The following is a 21,518-nucleotide window of genomic DNA, read 5'->3' on the forward strand; positions in this document are numbered from 1 at the left end:
AGGATGCCCTCTGTGAATCATGTCCTGTGCGGACTGGCTGCCAATGCCGCCCTGCCGTCCGAGCTGGTCGACCGGCTGATCGAGATCGCGGACGCCGACATCGCCGCGGACCTCGCTCGTCGAGCGGATCTCAGCCATGCACAGGCGCTCGCCCTGGCCTCGCGCGTCGAGGAGAGCGCTGCCTGGCTTGCGTACGAGGGTCGGCTGACCGTCGCCGACATCGATCCCGTGGCACAGCCGGACGCCGCCCTCGCCTTGCTCTGCGAGGGTGTCGACAGCCCGGAATGGGCGCGCCTCTTCGCGGCGGACCCGGTGTTCGAGCGCCGGGAGAAGCTGGCTGCCTGTTCCGGTCTCCCGTCCGATGTGGTGGAGACGCTCGCCGCTGACACGGACGTACGGGTCGTCGCGGAACTCGCGTTGGGGACCACGCCTGAAGTCGCCGCACGGCTCGCGGGGCATCCGCACGCAGAGGTGCGCCGCGCAGCAGCGGTCAACCAGGCGACGCCCCCACCCCTGCTGGCGGCACTGCTCACCGGCGAGGGCCTGCCCCCGGTGCTGCGATGCCTGGTCTGCGACCATGAAGAGACTGCGTTCGTGCACGATCCGCAATGCCCGCGAGACGAATGGGGTCCGCTGCCGGGCAACTTCTGCGAGGGCACCCACGAGTCCGCCGTGCACGAGATACAGCGGAGGGCGCTGGAGAACCCGGCCACACCCACCGATGCCGTCCTCCGCTTCGTCAACCACCCTTCGCTGCGGCTTCGTTGGGCACTCGCCGCTCGCTCCGACCTGCCGTCGGAGGCTTACGGCCAACTCGCCATGGACCCCCACGACGGTGTCCGGGCCGACCTCGCCGGCAATCCGGCGATCGACGACGCTCTCATCCGAACACTGGCCGGCGACGGTGGCCACGATGTGCGGCGCAGGCTCGCGCACAATCCGAGCGTGCCGCTCGACGTGCTCATCCGCCTGGCCGGCACCGCCAAGATCGGCACGACCCTGCTGCCGCGGATCGCCGCCGCTTCTCCCGCCGAGGTCGAGAAGCTGGCCCAGTCGCCGGAGCCGGCCGCACGGATGCTCGTGGCTCAACGACGGGATCTGCCGGCCGGCATCCGAGACGCGCTGGCCACCGACCCCGACGCGAAAGTGCTCAAGTCCGTCGCCTCGCACCCAGGCCTTTCCGAACGGCAGTTGCGCGCCATGGTCGACCGGCACGGAGTCCGCGTCATCGCCCAGGTGGCGGCCAATCCGGACGCGACCTCGGCACTGCTGGAGGATCTGACCCGGCACGAACCCCCGGTACAGAAGGCGTTCCGCGAGATCGCCCGGCACCGCAACGCGACTGGCCCGGCGCTGCGGAACTGCTTGGCGGTCAGGCAGGCGCGGCCCCTGGCCACCGGCCATCCCGCACTTCCGCCGCAAGTCATCGCGGAGTTGCTCACCGACACCGACTGGCAGGTGGCGGAAGCCGCAGCCGCCAACCCGTCGCTGCCGCTCGCCGTGATGTCGGATCTCGTGCCCCGGCTGTAATCGCTCTGCTCGCCGGATGAAGCGCTCAGCCCCTCCGGCTCACCGGTCCACGCCCGGCGCGGGTCCTCGACCCGCTCCCGCAGGCCGACCTGGTCCGGGCGAATGTGGCGGGTGTCCCCGGCCTGCTCGAGACGACCTAGGCAGCGACACCCGCAACGTCCTGCTGACCCTCGGCCGTATCTGGACCACGCTCGCCACGGGCCGGATCGAGTCGAAGGACGCTGCCGACCGGGTCCGCATGTGGACCGCGTAGTCGACGAGATCGGGCGGTGGAGCACTGGGGCCCCGCGCGAGTGAGAGGCGCTGGCTGAAGTCCGGCGCGTCAGATCTGATGAGAGTTTGTGCGCGGCCGCCGTCCGGATGATGGGGTGGCACAGTGACAGATCACAACGGGGTGGGGGCCGTTCGGCCGTTGACGCTGGCATGGGTGGGCCGGTATCTGGAGGCCGACGAGCGGGTTGTCCGATCCGAGGTGCTGCACGGTGGCGTCACGGCCGAGATGCGGCGGCTGACCATCGGCACGCGCGACGGCGGCACCCGTGAACTGGTGCTCCGGAGCTTCGTCGACCCGTTCTTCCTGGGGTACGCCGAGGATTTGCTGGACCGGGAGGCCGGAGCCCTGACCCTGCTCGCGGGGACCGCCGTGGCCGCTCCCGGGCTGGTCGCGGTGGATCCGGTCGCGGCGCGGTGCGAGTATCCGTCGCTTCTGATGACACATCTGGCGGGCCGAACGGTGCTCGACGATGAGGGGTTGGAGGAACGCGTTCCGCTGTTGGCCCGTCAACTGGTGGCGATCCACGCGGTGCGAGTGGCCGAGCGGCCCCGGGACTACGTGGCGTTGACGACTGCCGACACCGTGGTGACCCCGAGGGGCGCCGACACGGCGGTATGGGCAGCGGCGATCGACGTGATCCGCAAGCCCGCGCCGCCCTATGCGGGGCGGTTCCTGCACCGGGACTTCCACCCCGGCAATGTGCTGTTCGACGTGGCGCCCTCAGGGCCGGCCGGTGCTCGGATCACCGGCGTGGTCGACTGGGCCGGGGCTTCCTGGGGCCCGGCGGATCTGGATGTGGCGCACTGTTCCACCAATCTCGCGTTGTTGCACGGCCCGGCGTGGGGTCTGCGCTTCGCTGAGGCATATGAGCAGGCCGGCGGTGTGCTGGCAGCGGTCGCGAGTGAGCGGCTGTACTGGCAGGTGCGGGACGCGCTGGCCTTCTCGGAGGAAGTGGGACTGGCGTCCCAGCCCTGGCGGGAGGCGGGTAGGGCGGAGCTGACGACGAGGGCTGTGGAGATGCGGCTGGACGCCTACGTCACGGTCCTGATGGACACGCCGAGTTGAGCCAGGTCGGTCCGGGCGCGGGCACGGCGACGAAACGCCGTTGCCCGCGCCGGACCCTGGGGATCCGAAGGCCGGATGAGGGCGGACCTCGGTTATGCGCGGGGCCGCTCAAGGGTGAGGAGCAGGCCCTCGACCGCGCCGGGCCCGATACGGCCCTTGACGTCGGCGGACGTGATGGCCTTGAGCTGCCACCCGTCCTCCGCGTGCTTGTTGAGCACCTTCTCCAGCTTGTCGCTGTCCAGCGCGTCGCCGATGAGCGACTCCCTGAAGGTGACGACCTTGTACTCGTAGCTGTAACCCTGGCTCATGGCTGCAACGTCCTTCTGAAGTGGCGGTGGTGGTGAGCGGAGCCAGCCAATCATGGAGCTCACCGGACCTGGCAGGCCGGTCGCCATCAACCGTGGTTCCGGCCGGAAGAGCTCGCCCGGACCGGCGCGGTGGAGTGCCCCGACGACAACTCCCGACCCGGCCTTGCCCGCAACGACCTCTCAATGGCCCGGCCTTCGTGACTTTCGACCGGTGGACGGCATGGATCGGGGTACACGGGGCGGCATGGCTCTGCACACTTACGACCATGGCCCCACAGCAGTGCGGGCTGCGAGGCAACTGCGCCGCATACGTGCGTTCTACGCGGCAGGCGTCGGCCTGTGGGCGGCGTCGGCCCTGTGGACGGCGTGGGACTCTCCCGGCAGTCGGCCGATGTGGATATCGGTGCTCCTCCTGGGCGTCTTCAGCGGTCTGTTCTTCATGGCCGGCCGGTGGCTGCGAAACCTTGAGGTCACGGATGCGCCCCGGCCCGCTCACCATGTGGCGCCTCGCGGAGCGTCCGGGCGTCACGCGGCGACCGAGTCCTGAACGCACCTTGAGACGAGCAGGTCCGAAGTCCGGTGGTGGAGGAGAGGAGGCCGCCCGGCATCGAGTGCTCCTCCCGTCCGGCGTACCGGCAGTGCCCGCCAGGGTTCCGCCGTGCGCGATCCTCAAGCAGCCGCAGGGTCGGCCGCTCCGCCGTAGCGACGGGGCGGGAGTGAGTGACAGCGCGTTCGTCAGGGCGGACCGCAGGCGAACGCGTCTCACCGTCGGCGCTCGATAACCTCACTGACCCGCGGCCTGCTTGAGGAGCCAACCTTTCGCCACCTTTCGCCGTCCGCAGAACCGGGCCCGTGTGAGCCGGGCTCCTCAGCCGGGTCTGTCATCACGAGCAACCCTGGAGCGCGCGTCAACTCGTTCCGGTGGCAGGTCAGTTCAGGCAGCACCGGTACTGAACGGATTCCGACGGGGAAACCGGACGGCCGCAGGCGGACGGCCACGTCGCGTGATCATGCGGCGGGGCGGCTGAGGGCCCCACGGTCGACGCCCACGTCTTCGTTTACCGAACGGGCACAGGGAGACCCGCTGTCCATGAGCACGAGGCGACCTCAACCACGTACGCGACAGAACAGGGTCCTGCGACTGTTGGACCGCCTGGAGAGGGAACCGCGGCCGGACCCGGTGATCGACGCTCTGCAGGCGCGGATACGTTCCCTGCCGCTGGGGCGTGCGCGGGGTGTGCTGCACGGCAGGTGGCTGGGACATCCGGTCCACCCTCTGATGGTGCAGGTCCCGATCGGCAGCTGGCTGTCCGCCGGGGTACTGGACCTGCGCAAGGGGCACCCACGTGAGGCGGGACTGCTGGTGGGCGTGGGCCTCGCCGCAGCCGTCCCCGCGGCACTGACCGGAGCTGCCGACTGGGCGGAACTGCACCGCCCGCAGATGCGCGTGGGATTGGTGCACGCGCTGTCCAACACAGCGGCCGTCGGCCTGTACACGGCCTCTCTCGTCTGCCGCGCCGGCGGCCGTACGAACGCCGGACGGGTCTTGGGCTTCCTGGGGCTGACCGCGGTGGGAGCCGGCGGCATGCTGGGCGGCCACATGGCCTACCGGCAGGCATCCGGCGCCAACCACGCCGAAACCGTGCCCCACATCGTCACCGAGGGCTGGCACCGCATCGGCGCGCTGGACGAGTTCCCGCCCGGCCGGCCCGTGAGGCGCAGCGTGGACGACGTACCGGTCGTCGTGGTGCGAGAGCCCGAGGGGACGATCCGCGTACTGGCCGATCGCTGCAGCCATCTCGGGGGGCCGCTGTCCGACGGAACGATGTCCGACGGATGCATCCGGTGTCCTTGGCACGGCAGCGTGTTCCGTCTCTCGGACGGACTGAACACCGGCGGCCCGGCCACCGCCCCCCAGCCGGCCTTCGACGCACGGGTCACCGACGCCCAGGTCGAGGTGCGTCTGAGCCGGCACGACGGGGGAGCGGGACGGAAGGGGGACGGACGGCAGCCGGACCGGTACCGGAACGAGGCAGGAGCGGGGTCCGCCCATGGTCGCACCCACTGACAACCGTCTCGGACACCGGGTGCGGACGCTTCTCCGGCGTACAGGCCACGAGTACGCGGGCACCCGGAACCGCCCCCTACGCGGCTATCTCGCGGCGATGGCGGGCTTCGGTGTGTACACGGCGAGCTGGGCGACAGTGGTACGGCTTCGCGGGCGGCCCCTTCCCGACCGGCCGGAACCCTGGGACGTGCTGCTGACCTCGGTGGCCACCTTCCGGCTCAGCCGGCTTCTCAGCAAGGCGTCCGTGACCAGCCCCCTACGGGCCCCCTTCACGACGTACGTCGGTCCGCAGGGTCCGGCCGAACTGCACGAGGAGGCGCGGACCGAGACCGGCAAGGAAACCGTGGGCGAGCTCGTGACCTGCCCGTTCTGCATGAGCGTCTGGGTGGCATCGACCTTGGTCGCCGGTCAGTTGCTGGCGCCTCGCGCGACGCGCACCGCGATGGGGGCGCTCACCGCGTTGGCCGGGGCGGACGCGCTCCAGCTGACGTATGCCGCGCTGGTGGACAGGACCACCGGCGGCTGACCACCCCGGGGACGGTGTTCCGGCCGGGGGACTCGGGCCTCGGGGCGCGGGAGAGCCAGGGCGCCCAGGGGCCCGCGGACGGCGGGGAGGGCGGCCCGGGTGGAACGGCGCCGTGGCCGCCCCCTCTGGGCCGTCTGCGCGCGAGGACGCCGGGCCGCAACGTGAGCAGGTCCACCGTTCCCAGGACGCAGCGCCCGACGTACAGCGCGAACGCGTGCACGGCTGTCACCGGCGAACCCTTGCCGTGCCCACCGCGAAGAGGCCAGGAGCGGGCCGTGGTGCGCAGAGGGTTGACGACCGCCGGCTCGCCGCCTGCCGCGGTACCGACACACCGGCCATCGAGGACAGCGACGAGCAGTCGTCGGGCGGCAGCGGCAGCCTGGCTCGGTCCGCGCCGAGCGCCGAGCGGGCCGACCACGGCCACCACGGCCGACCACGGCGCACGGTCGTCACGGCAGCTCCGCGGGCGGCAGGTCCGGTGCGGCGCCTACACCGCGAGCCGAGACGTGCCGTTTCGTAATCCGCCATTCGGCACCTCGAGCCCCGCCACACGGCTCCCTGGCCTGCCCCGTCCGCATCGAACGAGCCGCATCCCTGGGAAGGCGACCTGCTCGTCTCCGCGGCCCCGCGTCAGGGAGCGGGCCGCGCTTAATCCGTCGACGACCTGGGCACTTGGGGACCACCCCTGAGACGGGTGGATCTTCGGCGACACCTCAAGGAGCGACTGTGACCACACGCATCGGAGTCGAGGAGGAGTTCCACATCCTGGAGGTCGAGAGCGGACTGCTCGTGCCTCGTGCCGGAGCGGTCCTGCGACGGCTTCCCCAGCACACGTTCACCACGGAACTGCACCAGTCCACAGTGGAGTCGAACAGCGCCGTGCACGCGTCCCTGGACGACCTGTACGCGGATCTGTCCAGAACCAGACGGCGGCTCGACGCGGCCGCCTCCTCGCTGGGGCTCGCGGCGGTGGCGGCGGGCACGGCCCCCTTGGCACCCTGCGCCTCCGGGCCCCCCACGGCCGACGCGCGCTATCGGCACATGGTCGAGGAGTATCGCCGGGTTGCCGACGAGCAGCTCATCTGCGGTGCCCAGATCCACGTGGACGTCCCCGACCGGGACACGGCGGTGGGAGTGATGTGCGCTGTCTCCCCCTGGCTGCCCGTGCTGCTGGCGCTGTCCGCGAGTTCTCCGTTCTGGCAGGGATCCGACACCGGCTACGCCAGCTGGCGCACGCTGCTGTGGCAGCGCTGGCCGACCGCGGGGCCCGTCGGCTGCTTCCCCAGCGGGGCCGACTACGACGCCGCGGTGCGGGACCTCGTCCGGACCGGGGTCATCAGCGATCCGGGGATGATCTACTACGACGTTCGTCCCTCCGCGCATCTGCCGACGCTGGAGCTGCGTATCTGCGACGCCTGTCCGCGGGCGGAGACCGTCGTGCTCGTCGCCGGTCTGTTCCGTGCCCTGGTGACCGAGGCCCGCGAACTGCGCGCGGCTGGTGCGGCGGGGTGCGACGGCCGTCACGAATGGATGCGCGGGGCCTCCTGGCGGGCTGCACGGTCGGGCCTGGAGGGCACTCTGGTGGATCCCCGAACCCACCGGGAGGCGCCTGCCGCCGACGTCGTGCTCCAGCTGCTCGCCCGGTTGCGTCCCGCGCTCGAGGCCCACGGCGACTGGCAGTCCGTGCGGGACCTGACCGCGGCGGCCCTGGCCGACGGCAGCGCCGCCGAGCGTGTGCGTCGCAGGGCGAGGGAAGAAGATCTGCTGGCCTGCACCGACATGCTGATCGCGGAAACGCGCGGTGAGCGGCGACATCGCAGGCCGGCCCCTGTCGCCCGCAGGAAAATCCCGCCCACGATCGCGGGCGCGGCAGGCTCCGGGGCACCGGAGGTCCTCGGCAGCTGACCCGGCTCGCGTGGCGTAGACCCGCTGAGCGTCCTTCACTGGACAAGGCCCCAGGAGAGGTATCGGCATGTCCTGCAGCAATTCCGTCCTCGTCGCGACCGGCAGGCGCGACCCGGCGCCTCCGACCCAGCTCGCGAACGACGGTGCGCGGAGGGGAGGTGGCGACTCATGTGCGGTCTGAGCGGGGAGATCCGTTTCGACGGCCGACGGCCCGACGTTGCGGCTGTCGAGCGCATGACTGACCGGCTGGCTGCCCGCGGGCCCGACGGCCGGGGCATCTGGACACAGGGCGCGGTGGCGCTGGGGCACCGGCGGCTGAAGATCATCGACCTGTCCGACCTCGGTGCCCAGCCGATGACCGACGCCGACGGCGAGATCACGGGCGTCTTCAACGGCTGTGTCTACAACTACCGGGAGCTGCGCGACGAGCTCGGGCGCCTGGGCCATCGCTTCGAGTCGACGTCCGACACGGAGGTGGTGCTCCACGCCTACCGGCAGTGGGGGACCGCCTGTGTGGAGCGCTTCTACGGCATGTTCGCCTTCGCACTCGTCGAGCACCGCACCGGCCGTGTCGTGCTGGGCCGCGACCGGCTCGGGATCAAGCCGCTGTATCTGGCGCCCGCGCCGGGCCGCTTGCGGTTCGCCTCCTCCCTGCCCGCCCTCCTCGCCGCCGGTGACGTGGACACCTCCGTCGATCCGGTGGCCGTGCACCAGTACCTGAGCTGGCACGCCACGGTCACCGCGCCGCACACCATCCTCAACGGCGTGCGCAAACTGCCGCCGGCCACCGTCAGGGTCGTGGAAACGGACGGCAGCCACCGCGACCACCGGTACTGGCAGCCGTCCTACACGCGTCGGGCCGAGTACGCGGACATGGGGCCCGACGAATGGCGTGACACGGTGCTGGAGGCGCTGCGGACCGCCGTACGCCGCCGGATGGTCTCCGACGTACCGGTCGGCGTCCTGCTCTCCGGCGGCCTGGACTCCAGCCTGATCGTCGCGTTGCTCGCGGAGGAGGGGCAGCGCGACCTGAAGACGTTCAGCGTGGGGTTCGAGGCCGAGGGAGGCGAGGAGGGCGACGAGTTCCGCTACTCGGATCTGGTCGCCCGGGAGTTCGGCACGGACCACCGCCGGATGATGGTTCCCTCCAGCCGGGTCTCGGCCGCTCTGGACGATGCCGTCGCCGCGATGAGCGAGCCCATGATCAGCCACGACGTGGTCGCCTTCCACCTGCTGTCCGAGCAGGTCTCCAGGGAGGTGAAGGTCGTCCAGAGCGGACAGGGCGCGGACGAGGTGTTCGCCGGATACCACTGGTACCCGGACCTGGCCGCGGTCTCGCGCGACGAGGCGCCGGAGAAGTACGCCGAGACGTACTTCGACCGTCCGCACGCCGACCTCGCGAGGGTCCTCCAGCCGCACATGCTGCTTAGGGACGACGTCTCGGGCCGTTTCGTCAGGGAGCACATGGCTCACCCGGGCGCGCAGACCGCCCTGGACGCGGCGCTGCGGCTGGACACGCACGTCATGCTCGTCGACGACCCGGTGAAGCGGGTCGACAACATGACCATGGCCTGGGGCCTGGAGGCCCGCGTGCCCTTCCTCGACCACGAACTGGTGGAGCTGGCCGCGGCCTGCCCGCCGGAGCTCAAACTCGCCGACGGCGGCAAGGGAGTGCTGAAGGAAGCCGGCCGCAAGCTTCTGCCGCAGGAGGTCGTCGACCGTCCCAAGGGCTATTTTCCGGTCCCGGCCATCCGGCACATGGCGGGCCCCGTCCTGGACCGGGTGCGCGAGGCACTGGAGGCACCCGAGGCGAAGGAGCGGGGCATCTTCCGGGAGCCGTACGTGGCCGAGCTCCTCGCGGCGCCCGACGAGCACCGGACCAAGCGCGGGGCCAACGCCCTGTGGCAGGTGGCACTGCTGGAGATGTGGCTGCAGACGCACGGAACAGCGTGACCGGCGAGCACGGCACCCGGCCTTCGCATCCGGCGGCTCCGCGGCCGTCCGGCGTCCGGCCTTCACCGGTGCACGGGCCTGCCTGTGCCGCGGCCCCCGTTCCGCTGCCGTTGCCCGAAACGGCGGGCCCGCGCGATGCCGTGACCCGGTTGCACGCGCACGGCTGCTGGTATCCCTGCGCCGATCCCGACGGCACCCGGGCGGCCTTCATCTGCGACCGGGGCGGTGTCCCCCAACTGTGGGCCGGGCCCGTGGACGGCGACGGGATCCGGCTGCTCGACTCCTCCCCGGATCCCGTCAAGGAGGTGTCCTGGTCACCCGACGGCCGCTGGATCGCGTACACCACCGCGCCGGGCGGCGGCGAGCACTCACGGGTGCTGTGCGTACGGCCGGACGGCACCGGACGCCGTCTCCTGGCCGGTGCCGACCCTGACAGCTCCGCCTATCTCGGCTGCTGGGCGTACGACGGTTCGGCCGTCGCCGTCACCCTCTCCGCACCCGTCACCGCCGACGCCCGGGGCGACCTCGCCTGGCACCCGACGGACACCGACCCGGCCCCCTGGACGACCCGGGACGGCCGAGCGACCCTCCTCGGCGGGGCCGCGTACGACGTGGGGCCGGGTGGCATGCCGTTCGCCGACCTCGGCACCGGCCTCGTCACCGAGGCACCGGCGGCCCGGGCGGGCGGGGGACTGTCCGCCTACCTGGTCGATCCGGACGGTCTGGCGTCCCCCGTGCTGCTCGCCACGGAAACCGACGCCCCCACGCTCCGTGTGTGCGACCTCAGCCGTGACGGCGGGCTCGCACTGCTGCGCCGGGGGCCGCGCGGACGACGGGAGGCGGTGGTCCGGCGCACGGCCGACGCGGCGACGACGTGCACCCTGCCGGTCGCCGACGGCGACCCGTGGATCGGCCGGTTCTCGTCCGACGGGCGGACCCTGTGGCTGCGCAGCGACGCCGACCGGGAGTACGCGGCCCTGGTCGCCGTCGCTCTCGGCGCCGACGGCACACCGCGCGGCAGGACGGTCGTGGCGGAACGCGAGGACGGTGACCTCGAACTGCTGGAGGTGGCCCAGCACGGCCGTACAGCCGTGCTGGCGTGGAATGTGCGGGGTGCCTGCGAACTCGACGTCGTCGAGATCTCTCCGGCTCAAGGCGTCCACGGACCTGCACAGCGGGTGCCGCTGCCCCACGAGGTCGTCACGCGCGTCGTGCCGGCCGGGGCGGGACGGTTGCTGTTGGCGCTGTCGGGTTCGCAGCGCCGTCCCGGCGTGTGGTGGACCCACGAAGGCGTGTCCCTGCTGCGTACCCCGTGGTCCTCCCGGGACGAGGACGCCGTCCCGCCGGGCCGCCCGCCTGTACGCCCCGCCTTCTCGCGTTTCGCTGCCCGGGACGGGCTGCCTCTCAGCGGCTGGTACTACCGGGCCCCTGGACGTGCCACGACCGAGGCGGCGCCCTGCGTGATCCACCTGCACGGCGGCCCCGAGGAACAGGAACGACCGGTGTTCGACCCGCTCTACCACGAGCTGCTCGGGCGGGGGCTGGACGTGTTCGCCCCCGACGTCCGCGGCTCCGGTGGGCACGGCCGGTCCTTCGTCGACGCCGACCTGGGCGCCGGCCGTTTCGCCGCGCTCGACGACGTCGCGGACTGTGCCGCCCACGCGGTCGAGGCCGGTCCCGCGGATCCGACCCGGCTGGCGGTGATGGGCCGCTCGTACGGCGGCTATCTGACGTTCGCCTCGCTGGTGTGGCATCCGGACCTGTTCCGTACCGGGGTCGCGGTCTGCGGCATGTCCGACCTTCTGACCTTCTTCGCCGGCACCGAGCCCTGGATCGCGGAGTCGGCGGCGCACAAGTACGGCCACCCCGAGCGCGACCGTGAGCTGCTGCACGACCTGTCACCGATGAGCCGCATCGACGCGCTGCGGGCCCCGGTGCTCGCCGTTCACGGGGAGCACGACACCAATGTGCCGCCGGGGGAGTCGGAGCAGTTCGTACGGGCCGCGCGGGACCGCGGTGTTCCCGCCGAGCTCCTGGTCCTGCGGGACGAGGGGCACGACTTCCTGCGCGCGGACAACCGGCGCCTGTTCCGGCGGGCCGCCGCCGACTGGATGGAACGGCACCTGCACCCCGGCTGAACCTCTCGGTGGCTGAACCTCTCAGTGGCCGAACCTCTCAGTGGCTGAACCTCTTGGTGGGTCCCTCCTCCGTCGGTGGCCGATACCGGCCGTGCTTCCGTCCCGCCGTAAGCCGACGTGCCGTGCTTCGCACTCTGTCTACGCAGTCAGATCCGACTCGTCAAGGGGTGGAGCGCACTCGGGGATTCCGATCCGGCGAGGGGCCGGTCAGGGGGTCGGGCAGGGGGTCAACCAGGGGGTCGCTGGGCGATCGGTCGGAGGATCGGCGAGGGCCTCGACCCGCCCTCGCCCGACGCCCGCGCAAGATTACGAATCTGTTTCGAGCGCTTGACGGGCATCATATGACTGCGTAGACATGGCAGCGCAGTCAGACGGAACCCGGCCGACGCCGGTCACGATCATCTGGAGACACCATGAGGCGAGGCGCACGGCGGAGCGGGAGTTCCGGCGCACCACGCAGTGTGGATGTGGCCCAGTTGGCGGGCGTCTCGCAGAAGACCGTGTCCCGGGTCTACAACGACGAGCCCTACGTCTCCGCCGACGTGCGCCGACGCGTCCTGGAAGCCGGCGAGGAACTCGGCTACCGACTGAACAACGCGGCACGGGCGCTGGCCACCGGACGTACGCGCTCCATCGGAGTGGTGACGCTGGGAACCGCCCTGTACGGACCCGCCTCGCTGATCATGGGGGTCGAACGCGCCGTACGGGACACGGGGTACGCCCTCCGTGTGGTCAACACGCTGGAAGGCGACCCGACGGGTGTCGCCGGTGCCGTCGACTCACTTCTCGAACAGGGCGTCGACGGCATCGTCATCTCCGAGCCGATCGACGACGGGCACGGTGAAGACCTCGCCGCCCGTGTCGACGTACCGGTACTCGTCCTCGGTTCGCCGCCCCTGTCCACGCCCAGGACCCTGGCCGCGGGGGTCGGCGCCGATCTGATGGCCCGCACGGCGACCGAGCATCTGCTGGAACTGGGGCACGACACCGTCCACCACCTCGCCGGCCCGCAGCGCTGGTTCGCCGCCCGGGACCGGCTGGAGGGGTGGCGGTCGACGCTCGCCGCCCACGGCAGGGCCGTACCCCGCGTCGTCGAGGGCGACTGGTCGGCCTCGACCGGCTACACGGCAGGTCGTGAACTGGCCAACGACAGCGACATGACCGCGGTCTTCGCCGCCAACGACGACATGGCGATCGGACTGATCCGCGCGTTGGCGGAAGCCGGCCGCCGGGTACCGCAGGACGTCAGCGTCGTGGGCTTCGACGACATCCCCGTCGCCGCCTATGTGACTCCTCCGCTCACCACGATGCGCCAGCCCTTCGACACCGTGGCGCAGGAGGGCCTCAAACGCCTCGTGCACTCCATCGAGAACCCGGACGCGCCACCCCTGTCGGCCGGTGAACCACCGGTCGACCTCGTGGTCCGCGCCTCGACCGGACCCCCGCCGCCACCCCGGATGACCCTGGGGCGACATCGGGCCCTGGCCTCTTTCCCGAGCGGGGGCCGATCCGGCCCACCCACGGACGGAGGTGCATCCACCTTCAACTGATCGCCACCGATCCGCCCGAGGAACAGTTTCCTCGCCGGACAGGCAACCGTGAGGCGAGCCGCCCGACCGGTGCCGTATCCGGCCTTGTTCCCCGGTCGTGCCCTCGCTCCCTGCGGGCAGCCCGTCACATCGACGTCGCGCCCTTCCTCCCCTCCGGACGGCAGCCGGACCTACCTGGCCGCCACAGCCCTCCGCTCCATCCGCACCCTCCCCGTCCACGGGTCTCCTCCTGTGCAGCAGGTGGAACTCCCGCCGGGCGGCGTCCGCGAAGACGTGCACCCGTGCACCCGTGCCATGCCGACCTCCGGGTCCCGGCTGTCGCGTCCGAGCTACCTCTCTTCCTCATCACCCTCATCGCACGCCCCTGCTCGGCGTGCCATGTCCTCAGCCATCGGCGGGAGTTCGTCATGAACAGATCCAACTCCACCCCCAGCCAGTCCCAGATGAGCCGTCGGCTCCTGCTCACCGCCGCGGGAGCGGTCTCGTTGGGAGCCGCGCTGACCGCCTGCGGCGGCGGTGACGGCGGCGGCTCCGCCTCCTCGTCCTCGAAGCCGGTCGGTCAGGCCGACATCGACAAGGCGATGAAGAAGCCGACCGAGTTGACGTTCTGGACGTGGGTCCCGGACATCGACCAGGAGGTCGCGCTCTTCGAGAAGAAGTACCCGGCGATCAAGGTCAAGGTCGTCAACGCGGGCCAGGGCGTGCAGCACTACACGAAGCTGCGTACGGCGATCAAGGCCGGCAACGGCGCCCCGGACGTGGCCCAGATGGAGTACCAGGCCATCCCCACGTTCACGATCACGGACAGCCTCCTGGACCTCAGCCCGTACGGCGCCTCCAAGCTGAAGGACACGTTCGTCGACTGGACCTGGGGACAGGTCAGCGGCCCCAAGGGCGAGATCTGGGCGATTCCGCAGGACACCGGCCCGATGGGCATGCTGTACCGGGCGGACATCTTCGAGAAGCACGGCATCGAGCCGCCGAAGACCTGGGACGACTTCGCCGCCGCGGCCCGCAAGCTGCACAAGGCCGACCCGGAGATCTACCTGACCAACCTGGCCGGCAACGAAGCCGCCGCCTGGCACGGCCTGCTCTGGCAGGCGGGTGCCAAGCCCTACGCCACCTCCGGCAACGGCAACGTCACCCTCGACGTCGACGACGCGATCTCCAAGAAGCTCGCCGGCTACTGGGGCGGCCTGGCCCAGGAGGGTGTCATCGGCGTCGAACCGGACTTCACCGACGCCTGGTTCTCCGCGCTCAACAAGGGCAAGTACGCCACCTGGATCACTGCCGCCTGGGGCCCGGTCTTCCTCGCCGGCTCGGCCAAGTCCACCGCGGGCAAGTGGCGCGCCGCGCCTCTTCCGCAGTGGGACGCGTCGAAGCCCAGCTCGGGCAACTGGGGCGGCTCGACCAGCGCGGTCATCAAGGAGAGCAAGAACCCGATCGCGGCCGCCGTGTTCGCGCAGTTCCTCAACAGCGACCCGGCCAGCGCGAAGCTGTTCAACACCAAGCAGTCGTTCTTCCCGGCCACGAAGCCCCTCCTCGCGGACCCGTCCTTCACCGGGGCCGCCGCCTCCTTCTACGGCGGACAGAAGGTCAACCAGGAGTTCGCCGCCATCGGCGAGACGGTCAGCCCCGACTTCCAGTGGCCGCCCTTCCTCGACCAGGCCGTCACCGACTGGACCGAGACCGTCGGCACGGCTCTCACCAGGAAGAAGGACGCCGTCGCCGCACTCGACGCGTGGCAGTCGCGCCTCACCACCTATGCCAAGGCCCAGGGCTTCACCGTCAAGACCCCGTGACGTCCGGCGGGTCCCGTGCCGATGCCCTCCGGCCAGGACACGGGACCCGCCCCCGGCCAGCCCTTCCCCCAAGAAAGGCCCGATGATGACTGCCACAACCGTGGCCTCCACCGAGGAGCCGCGCCGAGCGGGGCCGAAGAGTCGCCGACTCGGTGGCCTGCGTCAAGGTGCGGCAGGTCCGCTGTTCGTCGCACCGTTCATGGTGCTGTTCCTGCTGATGTTCCTCGCACCGCTCGGCTACGCCGCCTATCTCAGCCTGTTCCAGGAAAAACTCATCGGCGGGAACTCCTTCGTCGGGCTGGACAACTACCTGACGGCCCTGAAAGACCCGCTCCTGAGGGAAGGGGTCGTGCGGGTCGCGACGTTCTTCGTCATCCAGGTCCCACTGATGCTCGTACTCGCCCTGGGCTTCGCACTCGCCCTCGACAGCGGTCTGCTGCGCCTCGCCCGGGTGATCCGCCTGGGCATCTTCGTCCCCTACGCCGTCCCCAGCGTGGTCGCCACCCTCATGTGGGGCTATCTGTACGGGCCGGACTACGGGCCGTTCGCCCAGCTCAGCGAGAAACTCGGCCTGCCGGTACCGCACTTCCTCAGCGACGGATGGATGCTGGGCAGCCTCGCGAACGTCGTGACCTGGGAGTTCGTCGGCTACAACATGATCATCCTGTACGCCGCTCTGCGAACCGTCCCCCAGGAGCTCTACGAGGCGGCCGCCATGGACGGCGCCGGCGCCTGGCGGACCGCCTGGTCCATCAAGCTCCCCGCCCTGCGCCCCGCGCTCCTGCTCACCCTTCTGTTCTCCGTGATCGGCAGCTTCCAGCTCTTCAACGAACCGAAACTGCTGCAGCCCATCGCGCCCGACGTCATCGACAACTCGTACACCGCGAACCTGTACGCCTACTCCCTCGCCTTCACCGGCCAGCAGGTCAACTACTCGGCCGCGGTGTCCTTCTTCCTGGGCCTGGTCATCGTGATCTTCTCCTACGCCGTCCTGTTCTTCGCGAACCGCAGGAGGACCTCGTGACGACCACGACCCCCACGTCCACGCCCCGCTCGGCCACGAACGCCACCACGGCCGGCACACCGCGCACATCTCGGCGACCCCGCCGACGGGCGACCGGTCGCCGCAGCACACCGCTCACCGTCGTGATGCTGGCCGTCCTGGCCTACTTCCTTCTGCCGCTCGTCTGGCTCGCCATCTCCGCGACCAAGAGCACCCAGGACCTGTTCACCACCTTCGGCCTGTGGTTCTCGCACGCGCCGCAACTCCTGACGAACATCCGGGAGACGTTCACGCACGACGACGGCGTCTTCCTGCACTGGCTCCTCAACACGGTCCTGTACTCCGTCGGCAGTGCGCTCGGTGCCGCGCTCCTGGCCGCCGCCGCAGGCTACGGATTCGCCAAGTACCGGTTCCGGGGCAACAACGCGGCCTTCGCCCTGGTGCTCGGCGCGGTCATGATTCCGACCACCGCCCTGGCCATCCCCACCTATCTGCTCTTCGCGAAGGTGGATCTGGTCAACACCCCCTGGGCGATCGTCCTGCCCTCCCTGGTCAGCCCGTTCGGCCTCTACCTCATGCGCGTCTACGCCGCGGACGCCGTACCGGACAGCATCCTGGAGGCCGCCCGCATCGACGGGGCCGGCGAGCTGCGCATCTTCGTCACCATCGCGTTGCGGCTGCTGGCTCCGGGCCTGGTGACCGTGGTGCTCTTCACGCTCGTGGCGACCTGGAACAACTACTTCCTGCCGCTGATCATGCTGAACGACCCGAAGCTGTACCCCGTCACCGTCGGCCTCTCCTCTTGGGCGTCCCAGGCCTTCGGCGGCGGAAGCGGCGCGAACAGCAACATGCTCGCGCTCGTGGTGACCGGCTCCCTCATCTCGATCCTCCCGCTCGTCGTCGCCTTCCTGTTCCTGCAGCGGTACTGGCAGAGCGGCCTTGCCACCGGCGGCGTCAAGCAGTAACCCCGGCCGACGACAGCGCCGACGCCTCGGCCACTTCCCCCCATCGACTCTTCGGAGGTTCCCCCATGGCGGTTCTGCCCGCCCGTGTCCTCTTCGGTGCCGCGTACTACCACGAGTACACGCCCGCCTACGACCCCCAACTGCAGCCCGACGAACGGCTGAAGGCCGACCTCGACCTGATGGCCGAGGCGAACTTCACCGTGATCCGGGTCGGTGAGTCGGTCTGGTCGACGTGGGAGCCGGAGAACGGGACGTTCGACCTCGACTGGCTGCAGCCGGTCCTCGACGGCGCCCACGAGCGCGGCATCTCCGTCGTCCTCGGCACGCCGACCTACGCCGCACCCCTGTGGCTGGCCCGGCAGTACCCGGAGATCACGGGGGAGCGGCGCACCGGCGAGCAGATCGGCTGGGGCGCCCGGCAGGAGGTCGACTTCACCCACCCCGCCTTCCGCTTCCACGCCGAACGGATCATCCGCAGGATCGCCGCACGCTACGCCGACCACCCGGCGATCATCGGCTGGCAGGTCGACAACGAGCCCGGTCTGCACCTCTTCCACAACCGCGGTGTCTTCCAGCGCTTCGTGGACCACCTGCGCGAGAAGTACGGAGACGTCGAGACCCTCAACCGCGAATGGGGCCTGGTCTACTGGTCGCACCGCCTGTCCACCTGGGCCGACCTGTGGACGCCGGACGGCAACGAACAGCCCCAGTACGACGTGGCATGGCGGGAGTTCCAGGCTCGCCAGGTCACCGAGTTCATCGGCTGGCAGGCCGACCTGGTCCGTGAGTACGCCAAGCCCGGGCACTTCGTCACCACGTGCATCTCCTACACCCGCCAGGGGGTGGAGGACGACGAGATGACCGACCGCCTCGACATCGCCTCCGGCAACCCGTACTACGACATGCAGGACGGCCTGGCGCTGCCCGACCCCACCCCGGACGAGCACGAGCAGATCTGGAAGACCACCGGCGTGTGGTCGATGTACCAGACCGCGGACTGGATGTTCTCCTCCCGCCAGGCACCCTTCCTGGTCACCGAGACCAACGCGAACTCCATCGGCTACCCCTGGGACAACCGCCCCGGCTACGACGGGCAGTGGCGCCAGACCGCCTGGGCGCACGTGGCCCGCGGCGCCCGGATGATCGAGTACTGGCAGTGGCAGACCCTGCGCTTCGGCGCGGAGACCTACTGGGGCGGAGTTCTGCCGCACAGCGGCCGGCCCGGCCGCACCTACGCCGAAGTCGCCCGCCTGGGCGCCGAGTTCGACAAGGCAGGGCCGCTCGTCGCCGGACTCGAACCGGACGCCGACATCACGATGGTCTACTCGACGCCGAGCAAGTGGCTGATGCAGAAGTACCCGCCACTGTCCAAGCCGGACGGCTCGCCGGACCCGGCTTCCTACCACCGCATCTTCGACCCCTTCTACCGCGGAGCCTTCGACGCCGGCCGTCAGGTGCGGATCGTCCACGCCCGCCAACTGCACGACCCCAGCGGGCAGCGGCAGGGGATGAGCCCCGAGGACGCCGTACGGCGCCACCCGGTGCTCGTCGCCCCGGCCCTGTACCTCATCGACGACGCCACGGTCGACTGGCTCGCGGCCTACGCCCACGCGGGCGGCCACCTGGTCCTCGGCCCGCGCACCGCGTACGCCGACCACGAGGCCCGGGCCCGTATGGAACCGGCCCCCGGTCGCCTCGCCGGGGCCGCGGGCATCGAATACGACGAGTTCAGCAACCTGCCGGTCCCGATCCCCGTCCGCCCCGTACCCGGCGGCACCCTCCAACTGCCACCGGACGCGACGGCGACGCACTGGGTCGAGGGCCTCACGGTCATCGACGCCGACGTACTGGCCTCCTACGAGCACCCTCACTTCGGGCGCTGGCCGGCCGTCACCACCCGCCGCCACGGCACCGGCCGCGTCACCTGCGTGGGCACCGTTCCGGACCGCGACCTGGCCCGGACGCTGGCCGCCTGGATGGCTCCGGACACGTGCGGCGGCTGGCGGGACCTGCCCGAGTCCGTGACCGCGACGACCGGCACGTCCCCCGACGGGCGGCGCGTGCACATCGTGCACAACTGGAGCTGGGAGCCCACCCGGGCGCAGCCCCCGGTCGACCTGACCGACGTCCTGAACGGCGACCTCGTACCGGCCGGAACCGCGCTGGACCTGGGCCCCTGGGACGTACGCGTCCTCGTCGCCGAGGCCCCCGGCACGACCCAGGACGCCTGAGCGGGCGTCCCTTCCTGACCGGGTCACCGGGCGGCCCCACAGAGCAGTGCGCCGCGCCGGTGACCGAAGCCCCGCATCACCGTGATCATTCCTGAAGGAGGAGTTATGCAGAGAAGAACCCTGGGAAGGGCACTGGGTACCTTCGGCGCGGCGGCCGCGCTGCTGACCGTCCCCGCGTCCGCCGCGCAGGCGTACAACCCGACGGGTGGAATCCTCTACCAGCTCGGCAGTGATGCGTGCCTGAAGGGGCGAGGCAACTGCGCCGTCTACCCGAAGTCTGCCGAACTGCCGGGCGGACGGCTGGTCGCGTCGTTCGAGAAGTCCACCGTCGTACCGAAGTCGGGCAGCGCCGACGGTCAGACCCTGCCCGTCTACAAGAGCGACGACCACGGCACCAGCTGGCAGCCGCTGTCCGAGGTCAAGGCACCGGCGTACCTCTCCAAGGACCCCAAGTACGCCAAGTACACGAGCAATTGGACCAACCCGTACCTCTACGTGCTCCCGCAGAGCGTAGGTGCGCTCAAGGCCGGCACGCTGCTCCTCGCGAGTGTCGTCTCCGGCGACGACTACTACTACAAGGAGCACAAGGCGGCCGATCCGAACTGGACGCCGAACAACGACGGCGACCGCAGCGACCTGGCCATCGCCCTGTACTCCAGCACCGACCAGGGCAGCAGCTGGAAGGTAGTCAACGTCGTCGCGACCGGCGGCTGGCAGGGCGGCAGCGCGGGCGCGGTCGGCCAGAACACCGCGGCCGCCAACAAGAACCAGCAGGTGGACCCGCTCTGGGAGCCGTACCTGATGGTCTATCAGGGCAAACTTGTCTGCTACTACTCCGACGAGAACGACTACACCGGCTTCGACCCGGTCACCGGCGTCCCGACGAAGGACCCCGCCAACGACACGGCGACCGACTCGCACGGTCAGATCCTCGTGCACCGCACCTGGGACGGCAGGAAGGCCGACTGGAGCGATCCCGTGGTCGACATCTCCGGATCCGTCCAGGACATGGGCGGCGGCAAGACCGAGATCGGCGGCGGCAGGCCCGGCATGACCAACGTCGTTCCCACCACGGACGGCAAGTGGCTGTTCACCTTCGAGTACTGGGGCGGCGGCGCCAACACGCGGTACGCGATCGCCGACAACCCGCTGAAGTTCTTCCGCGGCACGCAGACCGGCATGTCCGTCGGCTCGCTGCCCGTCGTCGCCGGTTCCCGTCCCCTCGCGGGCGGCGGCAGCCCGGTCCTGATCAGGCTGCCGGACGGCCGCCTGGTGTACAACGCGTCGAACAGCGGCGACGTCTGGGTCAACGAGAGCGGCCGCAGCGACGGCGTGTGGACGGAGTACCAGACGACCTCGCCGGCCGGGTACAGCCGCAACCTCCAGTACGTCGACGGCACCGGCCGCATCGCGATCCTCAACAACCAGGGCACATCAACGATCGCCTACGCCGAAGTCGACCTCGGCGACTCGGACGGCACCTACTACCGGCTCGTGAACCGCAAGACCGGCCAGGTGATCGGCACCGGCAACAAGACCAACGACGCCAACCTCGGCAACGCGGACGCGCCCGATGTGGTCCTGGAGGACGCCGGAGCGGCGGCGGACCAGGACACCCAGTACTGGCACGTCACGACCGAACCGAACGGCGGCACCACGTTGCTGAACAAGTCGGGCGGGCGCGCGGCGGCCATCTGGACGGGCAACGCCACGGCCGGCCAGCGGATCGGCCAATGGGTCGACAACAGTGCGTCGGGCAGCTGGAACCTCGTCAAGACCTCGGACGGCTACTACCGGCTCCAGGCGGTCAAGAACACCGCCCTCTATCTGACCGGCGCGTCCGCCGGAGCACCCCTGACCCTCCAGAACACGGCCACCGACGGCTCACAGGATTGGAAGCTCGTCCGCTAGAACCTCTGTTCTTCAGATCCTTTAACAGGAACAGTGGTCGGAGGTCCGGTGATCCATCCGGACCTCCGACTGGTTCCTGCCGGTTCAGGGGAACACCGAGCTTCTCTTCATGAAGTCGAACGACATACGAAATGCCGAACAGAGGGCTTGAGGGCTGCGCGATGGTGAATGACGCGAACGTAGGACAACCCCTTTCCGATGCGTGTGTGATCGGGGTGGATTACGGGACGTTGTCGGGGCGGGCTGTGGTGGTGCGTGTGCGTGATGGTGCGGAGTTGGGTTCCGCGGA

General features: G+C 70.4%; 15 protein-coding genes and 1 pseudogene. 15 read left to right on the forward strand and 1 reads right to left on the reverse strand.

Annotated features, from left to right (window positions below):
- The first annotated feature begins 12 nt into the window (after positions 1-12).
- The 3 genes and pseudogenes from ACFYRX_RS44725 (at position 13) to ACFYRX_RS44735 (ending at position 2,869) form a co-directional block, all read left to right on the forward strand.
- Positions 13-1,530, forward strand: a complete 1,518-nt coding sequence (locus ACFYRX_RS44725; RefSeq protein WP_389112916.1) for a hypothetical protein — start codon at positions 13-15, stop codon at positions 1,528-1,530.
- 38 nt (positions 1,531-1,568) lie between these two features.
- Positions 1,569-1,756, forward strand: a pseudogene (locus ACFYRX_RS44730) (aminoglycoside adenylyltransferase domain-containing protein); the annotation flags it as partial.
- 150 nt (positions 1,757-1,906) lie between these two features.
- Complete coding sequence (locus tag ACFYRX_RS44735; RefSeq protein WP_389112918.1) at positions 1,907-2,869, forward strand: phosphotransferase family protein; 963 nt, start codon at positions 1,907-1,909, stop codon at positions 2,867-2,869.
- Between the two features lie 92 nt (positions 2,870-2,961).
- On the opposite strand, the gene ACFYRX_RS44740 is transcribed toward ACFYRX_RS44735, so the two are convergent.
- On the reverse strand, positions 2,962-3,177 hold the full coding sequence (locus tag ACFYRX_RS44740; RefSeq protein ID WP_389112920.1) for a DUF4177 domain-containing protein: 216 nt from the start codon (positions 3,175-3,177) through the stop codon (positions 2,962-2,964).
- Positions 3,178-3,421: 244 nt separating this feature from the next.
- Here ACFYRX_RS44740 and ACFYRX_RS44745 point away from each other — a divergent pair, with 244 nt between their 5' ends.
- The 12 genes from ACFYRX_RS44745 to ACFYRX_RS44800 all read left to right on the forward strand — a co-directional run bounded on the left by ACFYRX_RS44745 (position 3,422) and on the right by ACFYRX_RS44800 (position 21,229).
- Entirely contained in the window at positions 3,422-3,724 is a 303-nt protein-coding gene (locus ACFYRX_RS44745) for a hypothetical protein (RefSeq protein ID WP_389112922.1), read from the forward strand.
- A gap of 543 nt (positions 3,725-4,267) precedes the next feature.
- On the forward strand, positions 4,268-5,245 hold the full coding sequence (locus ACFYRX_RS44750) for a Rieske 2Fe-2S domain-containing protein (RefSeq protein WP_389112924.1): 978 nt from the start codon (positions 4,268-4,270) through the stop codon (positions 5,243-5,245).
- Entirely contained in the window at positions 5,229-5,771 is a 543-nt protein-coding gene (locus tag ACFYRX_RS44755; protein ID WP_389112925.1) for a DUF1360 domain-containing protein, read from the forward strand. The genes ACFYRX_RS44750 and ACFYRX_RS44755 overlap by 17 nt, the downstream gene beginning before the upstream one ends.
- Before the next feature lie 726 nt (positions 5,772-6,497).
- On the forward strand, positions 6,498-7,676 hold the full coding sequence (locus ACFYRX_RS44760; protein WP_389112927.1) for a glutamate--cysteine ligase: 1,179 nt from the start codon (positions 6,498-6,500) through the stop codon (positions 7,674-7,676).
- Positions 7,677-7,844: 168 nt separating this feature from the next.
- A complete protein-coding gene (locus ACFYRX_RS44765) occupies positions 7,845-9,629 on the forward strand; it encodes an N-acetylglutaminylglutamine amidotransferase (protein ID WP_389112929.1) in 1,785 nt (594 codons plus the stop codon).
- Positions 9,626-11,767: a S9 family peptidase gene (locus tag ACFYRX_RS44770; RefSeq protein ID WP_389112930.1), complete on the forward strand. Its 2,142-nt coding sequence runs from the start codon at positions 9,626-9,628 to the stop codon at positions 11,765-11,767. Before ACFYRX_RS44765 ends, ACFYRX_RS44770 begins: the two co-directional genes overlap by 4 nt.
- 413 nt (positions 11,768-12,180) lie before the next feature.
- Positions 12,181-13,317: a LacI family DNA-binding transcriptional regulator gene (locus ACFYRX_RS44775; protein ID WP_389112932.1), complete on the forward strand. Its 1,137-nt coding sequence runs from the start codon at positions 12,181-12,183 to the stop codon at positions 13,315-13,317.
- Between the two features lie 407 nt (positions 13,318-13,724).
- Positions 13,725-15,119, forward strand: coding sequence for an ABC transporter substrate-binding protein (locus tag ACFYRX_RS44780; RefSeq protein ID WP_389112933.1), 1,395 nt, complete (start codon positions 13,725-13,727; stop codon positions 15,117-15,119).
- A gap of 85 nt (positions 15,120-15,204) precedes the next feature.
- Positions 15,205-16,143, forward strand: a complete 939-nt coding sequence (locus ACFYRX_RS44785; RefSeq protein WP_389112944.1) for a carbohydrate ABC transporter permease — start codon at positions 15,205-15,207, stop codon at positions 16,141-16,143.
- Positions 16,140-17,087: a carbohydrate ABC transporter permease gene (locus tag ACFYRX_RS44790; protein ID WP_389112934.1), complete on the forward strand. Its 948-nt coding sequence runs from the start codon at positions 16,140-16,142 to the stop codon at positions 17,085-17,087. Before ACFYRX_RS44785 ends, ACFYRX_RS44790 begins: the two co-directional genes overlap by 4 nt.
- 65 nt (positions 17,088-17,152) lie before the next feature.
- Entirely contained in the window at positions 17,153-19,318 is a 2,166-nt protein-coding gene (locus tag ACFYRX_RS44795; RefSeq protein WP_389112935.1) for a beta-galactosidase, read from the forward strand.
- A gap of 105 nt (positions 19,319-19,423) precedes the next feature.
- Positions 19,424-21,229: an RICIN domain-containing protein gene (locus ACFYRX_RS44800; RefSeq protein WP_389112937.1), complete on the forward strand. Its 1,806-nt coding sequence runs from the start codon at positions 19,424-19,426 to the stop codon at positions 21,227-21,229.
- The last annotated feature ends 289 nt before the right edge of the window (positions 21,230-21,518 follow it).

This window comes from Streptomyces sp. NPDC005374 (assembly GCF_042872225.1).
GTDB lineage: Bacteria > Actinomycetota > Actinomycetes > Streptomycetales > Streptomycetaceae > Streptomyces.